Source organism: Cohnella yongneupensis (genome assembly GCF_042655785.1).
In the GTDB taxonomy this organism is placed as follows: domain Bacteria; phylum Bacillota; class Bacilli; order Paenibacillales; family Paenibacillaceae; genus Cohnella; species Cohnella yongneupensis.
Genome location: NZ_JBHSNC010000025.1, coordinates 1 through 16,303 on the forward strand (window position 1 = coordinate 1; position 16,303 = coordinate 16,303).

Consider the following 16,303-nt stretch of genomic DNA (forward strand, 5'->3'; position numbering starts at 1 on the left):
TTCCCAAGCTGTGATAGAGGTTAAAGGAAGAGCTGCCGCTTCCGCGAAATTCAAGGAAGTTGGCTTACGCCCTACAATCCGTTCATCAACCAGATGGTATTCACTGTTTCCGCCTTGTCGTGCAATGCTGCCCGCATAAAAAACTTCATCCCCCGGACGGAACAACGAGCAGTCCGGTCCCGCCTCTTCAACAATTCCTGCAACATCCCAACCTAAAATTTTAGGAACTTCTTCAACTCTGTCTTTAGGCGCACGTACCTTAGTGTCAACCGGATTGACCGATATGGCCATAACTTTGACCAAAATGTCACGACCCGTCGCTTTTGGTTTCTCCACAACTAAATCTACTAAGCTTTCTGGATTTTCAATTGGAAGGTATCGGGTTAGTCCTACCGCCCTCATTGTAGCCATAATAAACCACATCCTTTCCTTACTAGTATACCCTTTTGTAAGGTAATGATTAAAATCCTCCATCACATCGCTGCTGCCCAGACCTACCTTTTTCTCTAATTCAATTGCGGGTCTATCGAAGTAAATGATGTATTTATCCATGTTTTGAAAAGGCTTAATGTTCTTTACCTTGGCGTAATGCAGGATCAAGAAACTTAATGCGAAAACGAAAAAAAAGCCTTGAAGCTCTATTCACATAGAAGTTCATGGCCTTAACCGTTTAACTCTTAAGATATTTCATAAGGCGTTTAGGACAGAAGCGCCCCGCCCTCGATTAGGATAACAGTACCGGTGGTGAATCCGTTTTTCGCAAGATAAACATAAGCTTCCGCAATATCTTCCGGCTGCGCGACCCGTCCCACCGGCAACTGGCTCGCGATCGCGTTGAACATGGATTTCCGATGTTCCTCCGGCATACCAGCGTAGACAGGCGTATCTACGATTCCAGGAGAAACCACATTTACCCGAATCGGTGCAAGGTCGACCGCCAATCCGCGCATTAAACCTTCCAACGCCGAATTGATCGCGGCTAGAGTGGATGCACCTTTCGCGGGCCGTTTGCCGTAAACGCCGGAAGTCAAGGAGATCGACCCTTCTTTGTTCAAATAGGGCAACGCAGCTTTAACCGTCATATACTGGCCCCAGAACTTGCTGTCAAAAGCGGTTTGCGCCTGATCAACCGGCAATTCGCGGAAATCGCCCATTGCGCCTTCGCCCGCCGTGATCACCAAGTGATCGAACTCGCCGACCTTTTTGAAAAATGACGCGGCGTTATCCTCGCTCCGAAAATCCAGCTCATAAGTTTGGACATTCCCACCTAGCGTTTGTTTAGCTTCCGAGAGCTTGGCGGTGGAACGGCTGGCGATAACCACCTGAGCCGCTTCATCCAGAAATGCCTTCGCAGTCGACATACCGATACCCGAAGTACCTCCTACTACAATGACGCGCTTTCCTTTCAATGACATTCGGATAGCCCCCTTAGTTGAATATGCTGCTTACCACCCATTATAGTTTTCCTGACAGCCGTTTACAAACCTGGCCTCTCCTTTCCTAACGGAGGATGAACGCCTCCGTCCGCAGACCTAGAACTATACCCGCATTCCGACCGTTTCGCCCTTGCTCCCGTCCAAGTACAAGTGACCCGTTTATGATTCGCGACGGGCGGCAAGCCATTTATGAAATTCGGTGGCAACAATGCGCTGACCGGTAATTCCTTCCGCCTCCTTCGAGGCAAGGTAAACAATCGGTTCCGCCATGATCCGCGGGTCCAGCAGGGATACCATTGATTCGATTTTTCCCCTGAACTCATCGGGAATCATTCCGGTCACGGTCGCTCCGCCCGGGAGCAGCATATTCACGGTCACTCCATGATCTTTCAGGTCTTCGGCCATAATGTAAGAGAGAGACTCGGTGGCAGCACGGGACGGGCCGTACGGAACGAATCCCTTTCGTTTCATCGTTTCGTGGTTCATCGAAATATTAATAATTCTTCCTTTGCCCCGACCTACCATCATGGGGGCGAAGCCTCTCGCCACAAGAAAGTAACCGGTTAAATTGGTATCTATTAATTCGCGGAATTCTTCCGGCGTAACCTGGTAAAAGGGCTGAGGCTCAGTCAAAAATTTGGGGTTCACCGTCCTCATCCCGATTCCGGCATTGTTGACCAATACATCGAGCCGGCCCCATACCCTATCTACCCATTCAACGGCCTGATTCACGGATTCCTCGGAACGGACATCCATCGGCAGGGCGTGTGCGTCGAAGCCTCGCTTCTGAAAACCGGCTACTGCTTGTTCCAGCAACGGCCCTTTTCGGGAGGCTAACGCAACGGAAGCTCCGGCCTCCAGCAAAGCCTCCGACATGGCATAGCCCAGCCCGCTTGAGGCTCCGCTAACCAAGGCATACACTCCGCTTAATGTTTTCTGAGCCATCTTATTCACCCTCCTTTCCCAGCGATCTGGAAATTATTCGCCGCAGCTGTATTATCAGGCTACTAAACTATAACTAATGGAGCTGAACCTATCGCTCAGAAATTTACCCTGTCCGAAGATCACGCCACAAACTTGCAATAGTTTAGATAATTAAGAGTTATGATGAATGTGTGGGATTTCCCTTGCTCGGATTCGCCAAGGATAGAATGACAAATTTAGCAATATCCATTGCAATATCGTAAGAATGACCCCAATCTGGTCAAACAGGATGTTACTATCAAAAAATCCCAATAAGATAAATTGCATCGGTAAAATAGAGAAAAAGAGTATCAAGAGCATACGGTTTACTCTGTTCCAAGCAGGCGGTTGAGGTTCACGTTTTGATCTAATGTCACGAGATATCCATACGCAAGACAAGGTCAAGAAAAGTACATCGAACGGAAAAATGACTTTACTCAAGGACAAGTCCGTTCCCAACGTGTCCCCTTGCAAATGAACGGATTCTGGCGAAAAGAACCAGGATCCCGATTCGGTGACCAACAGGATAAACCATATCATCAGCAACCAATGAAACGGTTTACGTGCGCCCCGCCATCCCAAAAAAACGACTGATGTCATCAGCGCGGTGAACATCAACAACAGCCAATACTGCCCATCAATGCCTGTACCACCGATCCCCATCCATCCTGACCAAGTATAACTGGATCCGTCGAATAAACCTCTTGTTACCGGCAGCCAGAATGTGATTCCGCTCAGCATTACGTACATAAGAATCAAATGCAAGAGTTTGCTCGATTTCCACGCCATATAGCTCGCCTCCATTCGACCTTCCACCCATGTCATTAATACGTAATTAGATGGGAAATGTTCCCTTTAACGATGCCGGAAACCGCATGCGCTGGAATTTTCCCATGTTTGCTCGGTGCCACAACACGTTTCAATAAGCAGCTACATGTTTCACTAAAAAACTTGCCGTTACTTGTGGTACGGTTCCCCGTATCACTCTAACGCCGAATATTGAAGGCTCCCACTCGAGAGCCTTACCTTTACGCTAAGCGATGGACTGACCGGTTTAAACCCACCGATCTCCGCGCTTCTTCACATAGTTTACAAACACGAAACGCCAGGGAATGACAAAGGGAAATACCAGGACCAACAAGCACTCATAGACCATTTCCAGAGTCGAATTGTCCATCTGATCGGATACCCAAATCGGGAGCGCAACGACGATCAGCCAGATCGACTTCCACGCCACTTCCCACAGAAGCACAGGCAGCATCTGCAGGGGATACCGTAACCCGAGGACGCATAGCGCCCAGAAAGCGAGCAGCATACATTGCACCACCCCTTCTTGTAGCTCCCACGATTCTGACCGGTTGATGAATCCAGGCCATATCGTGATACCAAGGCCTAAGACAACTAGAAGGTAACCCCCCCTCAACAAATGAAGACGAATTAACGAAACCCCGTTTGCCGACCCTATCTTGGCATGCTCAGTCACGTCCATTATCCCCTCTCCTTTAAACATAAGCCCTTTTCATCCAATCCGTAATGCGAAGCGCCTCTGTTTCATGCAACTCCTCCACATCTGCCATTGTAAGCAGAGAACCTTCTTTAAGCGCAATGAGACTGTCTATTAAGGTTTCGATTTCCGCAACCTCATGACTTGTCATGATTAAGGTTTGAGATTTCAAATCCACATAAGATATCATTCCTTTCACGATAGACTCGCGTACCATCGGATCAAGTCCGGATAAGGGTTCATCCATTAGAATGTAGGGTGCTTCTCTAGCCAGAGTAAGCACGATTTGCAATCGGCCGCGATTTCCCTTCGAGAGCGCTTTGACTTTCATATGCGGATCCAACCGCATAAGCTTCATGATTTCTTCCGCTTTCGCAAGGTTAAAATCAACAAATTGCGAAGCCTGAAACTGCAGGGCTTCTCTTACCGTGAATATAGGATAAAAGGCACCAAGCTCAGAGGAGTACGAAACGATTTTGCCAGTTCTTCGATTAGCCATTTCTCCGTTTACCGTCACACTACCGCTCGTAGGCAGCGAAAGTCCCGACATAAGCCTCAATAACGTTGACTTCCCGCTTCCGTTTCCGCCTACAATGCCAATGATTTTACCGATAGGTATCGTCAATGAAATGTCCTTAAGCGCAGTCTGTTTTATATATTTCTTCGTAACGTTCGTCATCCGGATCACGTCACTCATCGCCTCTCTCAACTTTGTTCAAATAGTCTTCCAGCCCTGATAGAATCTCCGCTGCGCTGAATCCCATTTCTCGCATGACATGGACGAATTGCCCAATTTGTTCGTGTTTTAACTTATCACGTTGTTGAACCAGGCGATCTTGCCGTTCCGAAACGAACGTACCTTGGCCTCTCTTCGTTTCCAAGATCCCTTCACGCTCCAACTCGCTGTATGTGCGTTGAACGGTATTGGGATTCACGTTGTATTTGATCCCCATATCGCGGATCGAAGGAAGCTTCTCGCCCGCCCTCAATTCCCCGCTTATAATTTGTCGGTGTATACGTTCCGCCAATTGCAAATAGATCGGTTTTGAAGCATTAAATTCATCCATCGCTATCCCTCAACTTTGTTGTCCACGAGCCACGCGGTTAGTATGAATAATCCAATGATAATAATGAAGTCGTATATATAACCTCCAGCGTAGGTTTGTATCGGCTCCGATAATATCGCAGGAAACTTATACGTGATGCCTCCCCACTCCGCAACGAGCCGATACAGTTCAGAAGTTTTAAACAAAGAATTTAGCCCTTCGGAAAAGACGGCCGCACCCGCAACCACTGCCCAGCTCCAACGCCCGATTTTCAGTTTGAGGTACTGGTATATGGCCCAAAGTACCATCACCCATGTGCCAAGCTCAATAGATATCCAGATGATGTGTGGAAAGACGAACCATCCCATTTTCCAAGTATCCGTCCAATACGGCTCAATTAAGCTGAACTTAGATTCGATCAGCAGTCTGGACAACGCATATAAAAAGGCTAATGAAATTACCATCGTCATCAAACCGATGGCTATTTTACTTAGCAACAATTTAAAAGCCGGTTGGGGATTGTTCAGCCATAGGTGCAGATGGTTGCCCTCCGACTTCAAACCAATGATTACGATAAGAGGAATGTAGGCCGCATGAATAGCGACGGCAATCGCTAAAGGTACGAATACAAGCAATGAATCATTCGCTACCCTCCCCATGAATATCGTCAGCATAGCAATCAATACATTCATGACGAGTCCTATGAAAAACACGCTTCTTGTTAACTTGAAATCCTTAATAAATAAAGCTGACCATTGCCGCATATCCGCCTCACCCTTTTTGAGTAATTTAATCAAACAACCAGTGTACTAATGAAATAGTACACTAAGTTACTATAACATGTAAAGGAGTAATGGAAAAAAAGGGCAATCAAGGAATCCACTCTTTGCCTTCACCTAAATTTCGCAGTTACTTATGATACGGTTCTCCATATCACTCTAACGACAAAATGTAAGGGCACCCATTTGGATGCCCTTCGTAGATTTAATAGTTATCTCCCACAACTCGTGGTATGTAATGCGGGCTTAAGTCCTTTACTGCACAGTCCAACCCCCGTCAACCATTAGAGTGATACCCGTTACCATATCGCTTGCTGGTGAAGCTAGATAGATGACAGTACCTGCGACATCGCTAATCTCAGCTAAACGTCGATTGGGTATTCTTGCTAGTACCCCTTTTAGATAAGCGGGATCATCCAGACGCTCTGAATTTCCTGGAGTATAGGTAAAGGTTGGTCCGACTGCGTTCACATTCACACCCTTAGCAGACCATTCCAATGCTAGAACTTTCGTCAGCTGATTAACCCCGCCCTTGGAGGCACAATATACAGCGTGATCTACTATGCCAACGCTACTTGCCTGTGAGCTCATATTTATGATCTTGCCATATCCCTGAGCAAGCATAATCTTTCCCGCCGATTGACAACAGAAAAACAAACCTTTGAGGTTCACATCCATCATGTTGTCCCAAGCTTCTTCCGTAACATGGACTGCTGGATGATTATCGCCCAGTCCGGCATTGTTGACTAAAATATCTATTCTTCCAAAGTGCATGTTTACCTGATGTATGACCGAATCGATGCTCATGTGATCATGGCAACCTTGCCAGTCAAATCAAATTGCGGGTACATCCTAGAGGCCCCCCTCTTTAATGCATTCACCCATTTTATATATGATAGTTTCATAGCTATTCACCCATAATGCTGAACAATCTTTCTCGGCGTGAAGATCGTCCCTTCCCGTACGATAGAACATATTACGCCTATCTTTGATAAATTCGTCCACTAGGGTTTCCTGGTTAAACTGAACGAGCGCAGGATCCTCTGACAAATTAACGATAATCAAAAACTTGACGTCTTCATGCTGCCTTATGTAGGATAACACCATGTTTTTCGAGTTACGTATGAACTCTAATTCGCCAGCCCAAAATGCCAGCTCATTAGTTCGAAGGTGGATCAGAAATTTATAGTGATCGAACATCCTTGTATCAAACGAGTCCCAGCCCAGTTTATACTCATCAAATAAGGACGTCCATGTCTCCATCGTATTCTCATTAAACTCCTGTCCCATCATAATGAGGGGAACGCCTTCGAGCGTTAGTAAGATCGAAGCAGCAGGTCCTGCATGCTCCACGCCTAAATACTCGCAGATTCTGGACTGTTCTTTGTCCTCAAGCCAATTCATCCTCAGAGCATGTTTAGGAAAGCTATACTTATAAGAGTTATAAATCGTTATAAAATCAGCCTGTGTAATCGTTCTGTCGATCATCTGACGAATCAGAATTCTAGGATTGCCGCTATAGGTCAAATCACAGGATTCAATATGATGATATTCATCGTATGACTGAGAAATCAGAATAAGATCAGGTTTTACTTCTTGCAGGGCTTGCTTAATCTCAGTGAGGAAATCATAGGGAGTAATGTCCGAATCATCCAATCGAATTCCGTCAAAATCAAACTCGGTAATCCAGTATTTCATAGCTTCAATGACATATTTCCTCATGTCGCGGCTGCTAAATTCCAGACCGGCAAAATAGTCGCGATAAGGCACATCATAGTAGATCTGACCTTGTTCATTATGCGTAAAATATTCCGGATGACTTCCTGTCAAAATATGATCACTGCTAGTACGGTTCAAGACCCAATCCAAAATAACTCTGATCCCGTTCTCATGGGCTTTGCGCATAAATAACAATAAATCATCTTTGGTTCCGAATTCGGGGTCTATCGAATAAAAATCTTTTACGGCGTAGGGATCACCGTATTTCCCAATCCGACGTTCATGTCCCACTTCATTAAACGGCATCAGCCAAAGCGTATTGATTCCCAGTTCTTTGAAATAATTTATTTTGTCAGAAAGTCCTCGGAAACCGGTTTCTGTGTACGCACGGAGATGGAGTTCATAAATGACTGATTTTTTAATCCATTCCGGACTAGAAAGAGCTGTAAAGTTCTCATACATATAGCCTGGATGGTTTTTTGAAATCTCATTTGTTCGGATTAGCACATCACCATCTTCAGTTACCGTAATCGCAGAGTTATTCTGCGCATCTTCCGAAATACTCGGATTGAGCGGATCTACGATCCACTCTTCCCCATTCACCACAAATTTGTAGAGATGTTTTCCCTTAAGAATAGGTAATTCAATCTCCCAACCTATCGCATCTTCCATTCTGTTCATGTAATTTCTATCGCCATTCCAATTATTAAAGGTCCCTGCTAAGGCAACACTATTAACAGGATTATCCGTATAATAAACAAATCGTACACCCTTTGATCCCTTTGTTGGAAATTTAGTCAGCATGGTATGACCTCTTTTAAATAAATTCTTGACTCATAGGGCTGAAGACGATCCTCAACCAACGTTTCATTCGGTTTTGATTCTACATTGGATAGTAGTAATCCAATAGATTTGTCAGCTAGAACCTCAGGGATATCCAAGTGGAAGGGAAATTAACCATATGAAGTCACTTCGAAGTTTTTTAATTCATCTCTTCTTCTATCGTATCTGTATCGAAACTGGTTTCCAATATCCGATACTACTCCATAATGATGCTATTCTGTTGCGATCATCCAATGGTTTCGTTAGCTCTGGCTATGATGGTGTACTTAAATCTTTTAGGGGAACAATGATGGACTCGTTTAAACAACTTGTAGAAATGTGATATGTTCGGCAAGCCGACCTGCTCAGCAATCTGAGCAATACTGAGATCTTCGGTCAGAAGCAGGCGTTCTGCATATTTGATTCTGCGATGAATGACATAGTCAGTGAAAGTAATGCCCAGGGTCTGTTTAAAATATTTAAGGAAATAGGTATAGCTAAAATTGGCGAGAAGACAAGCCTGCTGGGCCGTTATTTTATCGGATAAATGAGCTTTCACATAATCAAAAACTATTTTTAGTTTGGCATAGTTCATCGATCGGTTATGTTCTAATAACCCCTCATTGTCATGACGTAATATTAAAAAGAGACATTTCTTTACTAAATAGTTAATGGCCATCTCATAGCCTCTATGCTTCTGTTCGTGTTCCCGCTGCAATTCTATTACCGTGCTGTATAATTGTTGCCTCAATTCCGAATTATCCCTAGATAATGAGTTTAACCTTACCAAGGGCAGCACTGATTCCTGAAACAAATAAAGAAAAGGAAGCATGTTGGAATCTAAGAATGCCTCCAGCTCGAATTGAATCACAACGTAATCAACCACTTGGTTTTGCTTTCTCAGATCGAGATGGGGTTGGCAAGAACCCAAAATTAACACTTCCCCCGCTCGTAAATGATAGACATTATCTGCTGTGTGAATTTCCATTGTTCCAGATCGTACAGCAATAATCTCTAGCTCCGGATGGGAATGCCATCCATGCTGACATATCACCGCACTGTGAAAGCTGCGCACTTGAATACGAAGCAGCGGATCGTTATAAACAATTGGTTCTTTATATAATTCCATAAGATAGATACCCCCAGAGCAGAGTTCATTCATAGATTAAGAAATTCGCCGTTATTTATGGTAGGGTTCAGCTTAACGGCCACATCGGCGAAAAATGAGAAAGAAGCTACCGCGGCAGCTTCTTTCTCCAGTTCCTACAATATTTAATACCCCCCATTTCGCCACTTCACGAAAGGTTTTCAAGGATTGCCTTTGCCCTATAGCATGTTATCGTCCCAATCCTTGACCTGGTACTCCTTAACAACGCCTTCCAAGTAGAACGGATCTGACTTAGCGTATTCCTCGGCCGCTGCGCGGCTGCGGAAGAGCGCCATATTTTCTCCTCCCGGGTCGGAGAAAATGGCGAGCTACGTCGTGACTTACAACTCTAACTTAAACCTCGGATCCCTATCCTTAAAGTTTAAGACCGAGATCAAGGTTCACATTCAGCACGCGAAGGATCATCGTCACTGATTCTGCACGAGATGCGCTATCGCTAGGGTGGAATTTATTCACTCCCTCTCCGCTGATGATGCCCGCATCAGCCAGTTGGTTGATCGATTGTTCCGCCCAGCTGCCCGATACATCAGAGAACTTTGATGCACCCTTCACGGCACTCAAGTCCATTACTTTTGCAAGAATCAGCGCGATCTCGGCGCGGGAAATTTCATTGTCCGGCTTGAAGGTTCCCTCTGCATAACCTCCTATGATTCCATTGGACTTAAGTGCTTGAATCGCAGCTTCAGCCCAGTGACCTTGAACGTCCTTAAAAGTATCGGAGCTTTTCGCCTCGATGCCCAACGCTTTAACCAGCATTACAGCAAATTCTGCTCGTGTTACGGAACCATCGGCATGGAACGTTCCATCGCCATACCCCTTAACAAAGCCGATTTGCGTAGCCAGGGCCACCGATTTGGAGCTCCAGTCCGTTGCTGGCAAGTCATGAAAAGTAACGACTGACGCTGTTTCAATAGCCTTCGTTACTTCCGATTTCAATGAATCAGAGTCTACAATACTATCTTTAAGAACAGGTTTTGCAGTCCCTGGAGTAGGTGAAGGTTTCGGCTCTGAGGATGGTGGTGCTGGAGTCGGTTGAAGTGTGGAGCCTCCACCTTCGCCGCCCGCAAGCCTCTGCGAAACAGTGATAGCGATGCTTACCGACTGACTGTTCAAAGTCGCCATCAGAGTCGCTGTCCCTATACCTGTTGCGGTGAGTCCCCCGGAACTTGTAACGGAAACAACGTTCGTATTAGATGAATTCCATTGAACCGCGCTCGTTACATCCATTGTCGTGTTGTTGCTCATGTGCGCCGTAATATGCACCGTTCTTGAATCGCCGACATACATCGTTATTGATCGATCAGCCGTTAAACCGACAACAGTCGGCGGTAAGCTGCCGTCACCGGTTGGAGGAGGTGTTGGAGTCGGACTAGGCGTCGAGCCTCCGCCATCGCCTCCCGTCCGTTGCGAAACAGTGATAGCGATGCTTACCGACTGACTGTTCAAAGTCGCCATCAGAGTCGCTGTCCCTATACCTGTTGCGGTGAGTCCCCCGGAACTTGTAACGGAAACAACGTTCGTATTAGATGAATTCCATTGAACCGCGCTCGTTACATCCATTGTCGTGTTGTTGCTCATGTGCGCCGTAATATGTAGCGCTCTTGAATTGCCAACATACATCGTTATTGATCGATCAGCCGTCAGACTGACCACAGTCGGCGGCAAGTTGCCGTCACCGGTTGGAGGAGGTGTTGGAGTCGGACTAGGCGTCGTGCCTCCGCCATCGCCTCCCGTCCGCTGTGAAACAGTGATAGCGATGCTTACCGACTGACTGTTCAAAGTCGCCGTCAGAGCCGCTGTCCCTGTGCCCGTTGCGGTGAGTCCCCCGGAACTCGTAACGGAAACAACGTTCGTATTAGATGAATTCCATTGAACCGCACTTGTTACATCCGTTGTCGTGTTGTCGCTCATATGCGCCGTAATATGTACCGTTCTTGAATCGCCGACATACATCGTTATTGATCGATCAGCCGTTAGACTGACAACAGTCGGCGGCAAACTGCCATCGCCACCAATTTCTGATACCGATCGGGTTTCAGCAGCCGCTATTCCGCCTGAAAAGGCGATCAGCAACACGAAGATCATGAATACCGCTGTCATCCGTTCTAAAGCCTTCTTCGAATGCATACTGATACCTCCCTAGAATGCTCTCAGTGCCTTTTGCATAGATACCCTTACACTCTATTTAGTCGGTTTTTTTTGTACAAAGTTTTAGATCTATTAAATAGGCCTTTGGGTCAATTTTTTTTCCAAGGCGAATTATATTTGTTCGACGGATCATCATCGATGAATGCACGACCGTTCTAGCGTTTAAACAGAAAACGAAAAGGCCGATGGAGTGCTTCAATTCGCCGTCACTTATGATAAGGCTCAGCTTAACGGGTCTATCGGCGAAAAATAGGGGAGCGAACAAACACCGCTTTTTATAATGCGGAATATACAAATGCATAGGCACTTATCCCACGCATGCTTATTCTGATCGTTACCTTTGATCCTGTACACTTTGCGAATCTGAATAGGCACAAAGGAGTGTTTCGGATTGGTGGAAAAGTCATCTCACTACTTTGCCCGCGGCAACACTGCACACGGAGCCCATTTCTTGTATAAATCCGCCTTTGATGGTCTGAACAAGATATTCGTCCTTACGGGTCCCCAGGGTACGGGGAAATCGACGGTTATTCGTAGCTTGGCGGATAGCCTGCTGGATAAAAGCCAGCATGTACAATGCTTTCACTCCCCTCTCCGTCCCGACGAACTGGATGGCATCATTCTAACGGAATGGAAGGTTGGTATTATCGATGGGCGAGTCTGCGAGGGGATTTCGGATAACGAAGCCGGTGACATCGACTTTATCCATTTCGGGGAAGCGCTTGATAACAGTCTTATTTTACCGGAACATTCCAGAACGATAGAAGATCTTAGAAGTAAGCTTATTAGCGCTTATTCAAGAGCATATGAAACGTTCTTAACCGCATTGCGGATTCATGACGAATGGGAAAAATATTTTATCGAAAGCATGGATTTCGTGAAGGCCGACCAGATTGCGCAGGATTTGATTCAAGAATTATACACTGGCCATGAAAGTAATACACCAACCGTCGGGCGTCACTTGTTTTTCGGAGCCGCGACTCCGAAGGGAGCATTCGATTTTATTCAAAGCTTGACCGCTCAGCTGAAAAGACGGATTTTCATCAAAGGAAGGCCGGGATCCGGAAAATCGACACTGCTAAAAAAGCTTGCCGCCGCTGCTGAAAAGAAAGGAATCGAAGTTCAAGTGTTTCATTGCGGCTTTGATCCAAACAGCCTGGATATGTTGATATTCCCGAAGCTCCGAACAGCTATCTTCGACAGTACCGCACCGCATGAATACTTTCCTGACCGGGACGGGGATGAAACCCTGGATATGTATACGCTTGCTATGACTCCTGGCACAGATGAAGCCTATGCAGCCGAAATAGCCGCTATTAAAGAACGCTATTCGACAAAAATGAAAGAGGCCACCGCCCTTTTGGCGGAAGCCGAGGCCATCGATTCTCAAATTAAGGCCTACTATGTTGCGGCCACAAATTTCTCAATCGTAGAGGAACTCCAACTGCAATTACAGTCCGAATTGAATGAACTGACCGGTTCAATGCAGCTTTCAAAATAAAGGTACAATCCAATAGCGTTCTGTCTCAGTCCGGGCTCAGCTGTCAAATGAAAGCTGAGCCCTTGGTTACTGTTACTTAACTGCAGATATATTAAAGCCTCTCATGATGAGCCAGACCGCTAGGATCATTTCATTAGCGAAGATCGGAAGCGCCAAGATCACACCCCATGTAGAGACTTGATCAATGACTCCGAACATCTCTAACAAGGCAGCTAGGAAAATCAGTACAGACCCTGTCATACCCAACAAGGGGATGAACCTGGGTACAAGTTTGGACTTATAAAAGATATAGCTATACATCATCGTATTAATGCCTAGAAAGAAATTAGGTCCAAGCAAAAATGTCCAGTCATGCACTGCTTTTAGCAAAGTACCCGAAACCTGGTAAGAGGCGATATCCGGTGCTCCCGCGGCTATATAGTCCTGACTTAAGGTCAGCAGAGACAATACGCTGATAACTCCGACCATAATGATGACGGCCTCCATAAACCGGAAGCAAACATGCCAAATAGCAATTGTCCTATTATATTTTCTCAAGAATGGGAACATAGTGGATGCAGTACCAACCGCTGAAACGACAAGAACTAACTCCATAAGCGCTCCCAGAACCACCTGATTAGCGTGTGCAGCACCTTGAATCAAGTATTCCGAATCGTTCAGAATCGGTTCATAAAAAATAACACCTAATATAGCTGTAATAGCAGCAATAATAAACAGAACACCTGTGATTCTTGATGCTGTCTTCGTTGAAAAATCCATTTTCCTCATCTCTCCTCTGAATTTTCTCCGTAAAAGAATACCTCTTCCAGCGGTAAGTTAAAGGCGTGAGCAATACGAAATGCCAACTCCAGCGAAGGGGAGTAGTTTCCCTTTTCAAGTGCCACGATCGTTTGTCTGGTTACACCCGCCTTGTCGGCCAACTGCTGCTGGGTCATTTCATTATGGTTGAATCGTAATTTTCTAATGTGATTGCCAACAAGAACTTTACCCATCTTAGACTCCTCTCCTGTAGTGATACAGTCTCGATAAAGAACCGATTACGTCTGAGAGAAATCCAGAGACGATTAGGACGATGAACATCACCTTCGAGGGCTGGTCTATAACCAATGATCCCATCGCCAGAAGAAAACCGACGACAAATACAGCAAATGAATTCCGGAAGGCTAACAAATCAATGCGTTTATCCAGCTCATCCGCGAATGCAGGCTCCTTTTCACCTGTCGTCATTCGGAAGACGATGTTGAAAATAATGCTGATCACGATGTGCGCTGCAATGGAAACCAACGTCAAAACGAGTACGAACGATCCCCAGTAATGAAGCATTTCCTTTGAATCCAGCGCCCCTTCAGGGTACTGCGGGTACCTGTACGAGCAATAAGCCGCAAAAATGAGTGTGGAGCTAATTAACGTTACGATGCTCTTCTTTTCTTGATACGTCATGTACGACACCGCCTTTATCAAAGTAAAGTCTGTTAACCATAATGTATACTAAACTATACATTTAGTCAACTTTGTTATACAAAAAAAGCCGAATCACTACCTGTATAGGTTGTGATTCGGCTAGGGCCATAACAAACTTGCCGTTACTTGTATCTTGACTTAAGTCAATGTACGTAAACACCTCCCTAGTTACAATGTAATCATTACTTACACTTAGGGGTGGATTTTCATGAGTGTTCCAAGGATAGGTTGATCGGATCAGCGAAGATCTTGGTGGATTCATTTCTTAATTCTGCTTAGTGACTCCGGTTAGCTAAAAATATGCTTCTCAATCTTCCTTTACTGCTATTGCTTCTATTTGTATGTTAAATCCTATGCCGCTCTGTAATACAGTTCTAGCTGGATACGGCTCCTTAAAAAACTCCCGATAAATGGGTTCTAAAGTTTGAGGAGTAATCTGGTCATAATTTAATATTACTGTTACCTTAACAATGTCTTTGAGGCTTGAGTTCGCTTTTGATAAGACCTTTTCGAGATTCTTTATTGTCTGTCTTATTTGTTCCTCTACAGGAACTTCTAAGGAATCAGGACCTTGCCCTGCTACAAATATAGTATTGTTACTAATTACTGCATCTGAGTAGGCCAATGGAAGATCCGATTTATGGCGGAAGTTTTCGTCCTATTGCATGAGGCTACCGTATCTCCAATCTGCCGGAGCATTGCCGTTACGAACAGCTCGGTCCGATGCTGTTCGCCAAGTTGGAAACCTGTACGGACGATCCTTTGACGTGTATTCGCTATTCTCGGATGCTGGACAGGTACGGTTTCCATCCTACCGGGCCCAGATGGGTGCGCTATGAGACCGGACTTGAGCAGCAGGTGCTTTCGTATATTCCAGTTCTGCCCAAGGAGTAGGCTTAAAGATGCATTCTTGTGATAAACATTAGCTGGTTTTTGTGTTTAGATCTATAATGCTGGATTGATTGTATTCTCCTGATTTTGTAGCTTAGAACTTTTATAGAAGAGTATCACAGCATAGATAGCAAGAATGACATTCAAGGCGACAAATATTTGGAGCCACACGTTTGGATAGGTTTGCGAGTGAACACCAAACTCACCTGTTGAGAAATATTCGACCCCGTCTAGCAAAATGTGAAATACGATGACCGGATACAAACTCTTGTTGCGCAATCTCATTGCGGAAAGCATGATCCCAGACGCAAATGTCCAAATCGTTTGATAAATCGCAAAGGTCGTATCGCCCCCTTGAAAAATGTTGGTGGCGTGGGCAAGGGCAAACAGCGCACTAGGAACAAATATGGCAACCCAAGATCCCCATTTCATGAAGCCTCGTAACAAAATTCCTCTAAATAATACCTCCTCATTCACCGCAACACCGATCGCAGCAATACTTAGGACGAGATTGTGAGCAAATCCCCAAGAAGACACGCCATTCATTAATAGAATATAAATGGGAAGAGACAGTACGGGTACCATCACGAGCCATTCTTTCGAGGACGCGGGTTTTCTGATGCCGACCTCATCAGCCGTATCCGTCCAGTAAACAAGGCTTACGATGACCCCTGCATACATCACCATAAGCAGCCAGCCTAGATCATTTTGTATGTTCAATTCTGGCCTTAACAACTGAACCAATTTAATGGTACCGATTCCTGCAATGCGACTGATGACCAAAGCAAAGATAGCGAATAGAAACGGGTGGTTTTTAAAGAAAGGTTGCAAGTGGGTTAGTATTCTTCTCATATTTATCAAGCTC

Annotated in this window: 19 protein-coding genes; 1 reads left to right on the plus strand and 18 read right to left on the minus strand. The window is 45.3% G+C overall.

Annotated features, from left to right (window positions below):
* The 13 genes from ACFPQ4_RS08655 to ACFPQ4_RS08715 form a co-directional block, all read right to left on the minus strand.
* On the minus strand, positions 1-423 hold a 423-nt coding region (locus ACFPQ4_RS08655; RefSeq protein ID WP_378111490.1), incomplete at its 3' end, for an alcohol dehydrogenase catalytic domain-containing protein.
* 275 nt (positions 424-698) lie between these two features.
* The gene (locus ACFPQ4_RS08660) at positions 699-1,415 is read right to left on the minus strand and encodes an SDR family oxidoreductase (protein WP_378111402.1); all 717 of its coding nucleotides are present in this window, start codon (positions 1,413-1,415) and stop codon (positions 699-701) included.
* A 180-nt stretch (positions 1,416-1,595) separates the two neighbouring features.
* Positions 1,596-2,381, minus strand: a complete 786-nt coding sequence (locus ACFPQ4_RS08665; RefSeq protein WP_378111403.1) for an SDR family NAD(P)-dependent oxidoreductase — start codon at positions 2,379-2,381, stop codon at positions 1,596-1,598.
* A 150-nt stretch (positions 2,382-2,531) separates the two neighbouring features.
* Entirely contained in the window at positions 2,532-3,188 is a 657-nt protein-coding gene (locus ACFPQ4_RS08670) for a hypothetical protein (RefSeq protein ID WP_378111404.1), read from the minus strand.
* 265 nt (positions 3,189-3,453) lie between these two features.
* Positions 3,454-3,726 carry a hypothetical protein gene (locus tag ACFPQ4_RS08675; RefSeq protein ID WP_378111406.1) on the minus strand — a complete coding sequence of 91 codons (273 nt, stop codon included), beginning with the start codon at positions 3,724-3,726 and terminating at the stop codon, positions 3,454-3,456.
* Between the two features lie 175 nt (positions 3,727-3,901).
* The gene (locus tag ACFPQ4_RS08680) at positions 3,902-4,582 is read right to left on the minus strand and encodes an ATP-binding cassette domain-containing protein (protein ID WP_378111491.1); all 681 of its coding nucleotides are present in this window, start codon (positions 4,580-4,582) and stop codon (positions 3,902-3,904) included.
* A 10-nt stretch (positions 4,583-4,592) separates the two neighbouring features.
* Positions 4,593-4,970 carry a GntR family transcriptional regulator gene (locus ACFPQ4_RS08685; RefSeq protein ID WP_378111408.1) on the minus strand — a complete coding sequence of 126 codons (378 nt, stop codon included), beginning with the start codon at positions 4,968-4,970 and terminating at the stop codon, positions 4,593-4,595.
* Between the two features lie 2 nt (positions 4,971-4,972).
* Positions 4,973-5,713 (minus strand): hypothetical protein, encoded by a 741-nt coding sequence (locus tag ACFPQ4_RS08690; RefSeq protein ID WP_378111409.1) that lies wholly within the window; start codon positions 5,711-5,713, stop codon positions 4,973-4,975.
* Between the two features lie 270 nt (positions 5,714-5,983).
* Positions 5,984-6,535: an SDR family NAD(P)-dependent oxidoreductase gene (locus tag ACFPQ4_RS08695; protein ID WP_378111410.1), complete on the minus strand. Its 552-nt coding sequence runs from the start codon at positions 6,533-6,535 to the stop codon at positions 5,984-5,986.
* 45 nt (positions 6,536-6,580) lie between these two features.
* A complete protein-coding gene (locus ACFPQ4_RS08700; RefSeq protein ID WP_378111411.1) occupies positions 6,581-8,251 on the minus strand; it encodes an alpha-amylase family glycosyl hydrolase in 1,671 nt (556 codons plus the stop codon).
* A 265-nt stretch (positions 8,252-8,516) separates the two neighbouring features.
* Positions 8,517-9,398 (minus strand): helix-turn-helix domain-containing protein, encoded by an 882-nt coding sequence (locus tag ACFPQ4_RS08705; RefSeq protein ID WP_378111413.1) that lies wholly within the window; start codon positions 9,396-9,398, stop codon positions 8,517-8,519.
* Positions 9,399-9,595: 197 nt separating this feature from the next.
* Positions 9,596-9,712: a YciI family protein gene (locus ACFPQ4_RS08710; protein WP_378111414.1), complete on the minus strand. Its 117-nt coding sequence runs from the start codon at positions 9,710-9,712 to the stop codon at positions 9,596-9,598.
* A gap of 79 nt (positions 9,713-9,791) precedes the next feature.
* A complete protein-coding gene (locus tag ACFPQ4_RS08715; protein WP_378111415.1) occupies positions 9,792-11,564 on the minus strand; it encodes an S-layer homology domain-containing protein in 1,773 nt (590 codons plus the stop codon).
* Between the two features lie 415 nt (positions 11,565-11,979).
* Here ACFPQ4_RS08715 and ACFPQ4_RS08720 point away from each other — a divergent pair, with 415 nt between their 5' ends.
* Entirely contained in the window at positions 11,980-13,086 is a 1,107-nt protein-coding gene (locus ACFPQ4_RS08720) for a nucleoside-triphosphatase (protein WP_378111492.1), read from the plus strand.
* A 72-nt stretch (positions 13,087-13,158) separates the two neighbouring features.
* On the opposite strand, the gene ACFPQ4_RS08725 is transcribed toward ACFPQ4_RS08720, so the two are convergent.
* The 5 genes from ACFPQ4_RS08725 to ACFPQ4_RS08745 form a co-directional block, all read right to left on the minus strand.
* Positions 13,159-13,845: a DUF4386 domain-containing protein gene (locus ACFPQ4_RS08725; RefSeq protein WP_378111416.1), complete on the minus strand. Its 687-nt coding sequence runs from the start codon at positions 13,843-13,845 to the stop codon at positions 13,159-13,161.
* Positions 13,846-13,850: 5 nt separating this feature from the next.
* Entirely contained in the window at positions 13,851-14,078 is a 228-nt protein-coding gene (locus ACFPQ4_RS08730) for a helix-turn-helix transcriptional regulator (RefSeq protein WP_378111417.1), read from the minus strand.
* A gap of 1 nt (position 14,079) precedes the next feature.
* Entirely contained in the window at positions 14,080-14,526 is a 447-nt protein-coding gene (locus tag ACFPQ4_RS08735; RefSeq protein ID WP_378111418.1) for a hypothetical protein, read from the minus strand.
* Positions 14,527-14,854: 328 nt separating this feature from the next.
* Positions 14,855-15,172 carry a RidA family protein gene (locus ACFPQ4_RS08740; RefSeq protein WP_378111419.1) on the minus strand — a complete coding sequence of 106 codons (318 nt, stop codon included), beginning with the start codon at positions 15,170-15,172 and terminating at the stop codon, positions 14,855-14,857.
* A gap of 320 nt (positions 15,173-15,492) precedes the next feature.
* Complete coding sequence (locus ACFPQ4_RS08745) at positions 15,493-16,290, minus strand: CPBP family intramembrane glutamic endopeptidase (RefSeq protein ID WP_378111420.1); 798 nt, start codon at positions 16,288-16,290, stop codon at positions 15,493-15,495.
* Between the last annotated feature and the right edge of the window lie 13 nt (positions 16,291-16,303).

What these genes read in the sequence shown, in the direction of transcription:
- ACFPQ4_RS08710 (WP_378111414.1), bottom strand. Translation starts at nt 9,712, where the DNA reads ATGGCGCTCTTCCGCAGCCGCGCAGCGGCCGAGGAATACGCTAAGTCA.
- ACFPQ4_RS08680 (WP_378111491.1), bottom strand. Translation starts at nt 4,582, where the DNA reads ATGACGAACGTTACGAAGAAATATATAAAACAGACTGCGCTTAAGGAC.
- ACFPQ4_RS08690 (WP_378111409.1), bottom strand. Translation starts at nt 5,713, where the DNA reads ATGCGGCAATGGTCAGCTTTATTTATTAAGGATTTCAAGTTAACAAGA.
- ACFPQ4_RS08745 (WP_378111420.1), bottom strand. Translation starts at nt 16,290, where the DNA reads ATGAGAAGAATACTAACCCACTTGCAACCTTTCTTTAAAAACCACCCG.
- ACFPQ4_RS08665 (WP_378111403.1), bottom strand. Translation starts at nt 2,381, where the DNA reads ATGGCTCAGAAAACATTAAGCGGAGTGTATGCCTTGGTTAGCGGAGCC.
- ACFPQ4_RS08700 (WP_378111411.1), bottom strand. Translation starts at nt 8,251, where the DNA reads ATGCTGACTAAATTTCCAACAAAGGGATCAAAGGGTGTACGATTTGTT.
- ACFPQ4_RS08715 (WP_378111415.1), bottom strand. Translation starts at nt 11,564, where the DNA reads ATGCATTCGAAGAAGGCTTTAGAACGGATGACAGCGGTATTCATGATC.
- ACFPQ4_RS08725 (WP_378111416.1), bottom strand. Translation starts at nt 13,845, where the DNA reads ATGGATTTTTCAACGAAGACAGCATCAAGAATCACAGGTGTTCTGTTT.
- ACFPQ4_RS08730 (WP_378111417.1), bottom strand. Translation starts at nt 14,078, where the DNA reads ATGGGTAAAGTTCTTGTTGGCAATCACATTAGAAAATTACGATTCAAC.
- ACFPQ4_RS08660 (WP_378111402.1), bottom strand. Translation starts at nt 1,415, where the DNA reads ATGTCATTGAAAGGAAAGCGCGTCATTGTAGTAGGAGGTACTTCGGGT.
- ACFPQ4_RS08735 (WP_378111418.1), bottom strand. Translation starts at nt 14,526, where the DNA reads ATGACGTATCAAGAAAAGAAGAGCATCGTAACGTTAATTAGCTCCACA.
- ACFPQ4_RS08705 (WP_378111413.1), bottom strand. Translation starts at nt 9,398, where the DNA reads ATGGAATTATATAAAGAACCAATTGTTTATAACGATCCGCTGCTTCGT.
- ACFPQ4_RS08685 (WP_378111408.1), bottom strand. Translation starts at nt 4,970, where the DNA reads ATGGATGAATTTAATGCTTCAAAACCGATCTATTTGCAATTGGCGGAA.
- ACFPQ4_RS08670 (WP_378111404.1), bottom strand. Translation starts at nt 3,188, where the DNA reads ATGGCGTGGAAATCGAGCAAACTCTTGCATTTGATTCTTATGTACGTA.
- ACFPQ4_RS08695 (WP_378111410.1), bottom strand. Translation starts at nt 6,535, where the DNA reads ATGAGCATCGATTCGGTCATACATCAGGTAAACATGCACTTTGGAAGA.